The organism is Moorena sp. SIO3I6 (assembly GCF_010672095.1).
The window spans coordinates 1-1,491 of sequence record NZ_JAAHHU010001253.1 but is presented as its reverse complement, the minus strand read 5'-3'; the positions used below and the strand labels follow the sequence as shown (position 1 = coordinate 1,491).

Annotated in this window: 2 protein-coding genes and 1 pseudogene; all 3 read right to left on the bottom strand. The window is 46.1% G+C overall.

What is annotated here, in order from left to right; translation table 11 throughout:
- Positions 1-116: 116 nt before the first annotated feature.
- A pseudogene (locus F6K49_RS54070) lies at positions 117-407 on the bottom strand (transposase); the annotation flags it as partial.
- A gap of 14 nt (positions 408-421) precedes the next feature.
- Positions 422-1,057, bottom strand: coding sequence for a transposase (locus tag F6K49_RS48280; RefSeq protein WP_293086381.1), 636 nt, complete (start codon positions 1,055-1,057; stop codon positions 422-424).
- A 43-nt stretch (positions 1,058-1,100) separates the two neighbouring features.
- Positions 1,101-1,355 carry a DUF6444 domain-containing protein gene (locus F6K49_RS48275; RefSeq protein ID WP_293086384.1) on the bottom strand — a complete coding sequence of 85 codons (255 nt, stop codon included), beginning with the start codon at positions 1,353-1,355 and terminating at the stop codon, positions 1,101-1,103.
- Positions 1,356-1,491 lie beyond the last annotated feature (136 nt).

Below are 1,491 nucleotides of genomic sequence, written 5' to 3'. Positions count from 1 at the left end.
CTTTAGAAGCTTTTCGGAGTGCCATGTCTTGCCGTTTTGTCCATTGGCTCCAGGAGAATCGAGACGTATTTGTTGCTTACAAGGCGAGTAAGGGCTACATTTGGGCTTGATTTTGACTAAAGTCCCAATAGTTGACGACAGGTGCGAACGGTCTTAGCAAAGGGGGTTTTATCCTTTGACCCAATCGAGTAATCTGCAGTTTCTTCCAACAAGGATTTGATATTGGAGCGAATATCTTTTGCGAGACAGATGAAATCACAACGAGCTAAAGTCCCGTCCCTAACTCGATGCCATAACTCAAATAACTTTTCCTGTTGTTTTACCAGTTCCGTACCTATTTGTTTAGATACACCCGGACGTTCCGAGATTTTAATAAATTCCCGCCTCAGGTGCGCCCAACATAACTGTCGAGATTCATTATCTACCCAGTTGCGCCGTGTCGATCTGAATTTAAAATACCTGTAAAGTTTTCACCCAGTAAGTTTTGAGCAGAAGAGGTACAACGAGTTAGGGCAATCTCAAAAAATGTCACCAGTGGTGTCACCGCAACCCACAGCCAAGCTTGTCGTTGTTTGGGGTTATTGCCGTCGATATTACCTTGATTAAAGCTGGTTTCATCTGCTGCCACTACTGGCTGATGCTGTACATATTTTTTCGCGGAGTCCACTGGATCTTTTAATGCCATAGAAGCTTCCATTCGCAAGCGGTTTACCGTTGGCTTAGACATTGGTATACCAAATAAATCTTCCATAGCAGTTTTTACCATCCTGTGGCTATGGCGATACAATCCACTCTTTCGTGCCACCGTTGCTACCACTCTTTCACCGTAACCACTGGGGTTCACATCTATTGGCCATACCGCACGGGTGGTATTTCCACATTGGGAGCACACCAGTTGGTGTAAGCGATGTTCTACTACTATTGGAGTTATCGGTGGTAGTTCGACAATTTGATGACGGTAAGGGTTTTTGTCTTCTCCACTGAGTGCTTCTCCACAACAGCCACAGGTGTTTGGATGGTGGTCGATAATGCTAGAACATTGTTCTATGGGGTACAAAGGTCGACTATGACCTTCATGACCTTTTTGCCCCCCTCGCTTTTTACCACTTTTCCTTTTTCGCTGCTGCGCGCGGGATGTTGGGTGGGTCTTGGGATGGGGGAGATGATGAGTTCTTTGAGGTGCGATTTATTTTCTCTTCGTGCTGTTGCATTGTGATCCGCAACTGAGCAGTTTCTTGTTCTAATTGTTCTATGCGCTGCCCCATCTGCTCCACCAGTTTCTTGACGCTGGTGGGAGTTCTGTCCCAGTCTTGGGTCGCAATTTGCTGAAAGTAGGCGGAGCAATTTTCCTTCATGCTTCTGAATTTATAGCAACCGCCAGGTTGGTTAGGACGCTCTACGTGAGGACGTGCGACCTAGCCTCTCGCAGTGTTTCAAAATGCTCTAGTTGCTTGGCTTAGCGGCTTTTTAGCCATGACCAGCATTTTTCAA

Coding starts and splice junctions, on each gene's coding strand:
- F6K49_RS48275 (WP_293086384.1), bottom strand. CDS start 1,355: ATGAAGGAAAATTGCTCCGCCTACTTTCAGCAAATTGCGACCCAAGAC.